This is a genomic window from Streptomyces sp. BE303 (genome assembly GCF_036290945.1).
Taxonomy (GTDB): domain Bacteria; phylum Actinomycetota; class Actinomycetes; order Streptomycetales; family Streptomycetaceae; genus Kitasatospora.
In genome coordinates this window covers 1-371 of the sequence record NZ_JAQYWZ010000450.1, presented here as the reverse complement: position 1 = coordinate 371, position 371 = coordinate 1, and the positions used below count along the sequence as shown (strand labels likewise).

General features: G+C 77.1%; 1 protein-coding gene. It reads right to left on the bottom strand.

The window, feature by feature from the left end; translation table 11 throughout:
- Positions 1-371, bottom strand: a 371-nt coding sequence (locus PUR56_RS08755; RefSeq protein ID WP_443034464.1) for a zinc-dependent metalloprotease, incomplete at both ends; no start/stop codon positions are given.

Sequence of the window (371 nt, the reverse complement as noted above, 5' to 3'; positions counted from 1 at the left end):
GGGGTGTCCTCGGGCTGGAGCAGGCCGCCGGCGAGCGCCTCCTGGAGGGCCTCGGGGTTGCTCGGGTCGAGCTGGCCGTCCAGCTCCTCCATGCGGGTGGTGTCGACCTTGATGCCGCGGGCGTAGGCCTCGATCAGGTCGTAGTGCGTGACGGACGGCTTGCCCTCGCGGGTGACCGCCCACGTCCAGTCGGAACTGGGGTGGCGCCCGATCGGGGCGTCGACGGTGCCGCTGAGCGGGTCCGGGTGGCCCGCACCGGTGGGGTCGTGGCCGTACTCCTCGGCCGGCGGCGAGCGGTCCGCCTCCGCCGGTCGGCGGTGGGTGACGGCGGGGCCGGCCGGCGCGGGCACCTGCCCCTGCGCGGCCTGCGG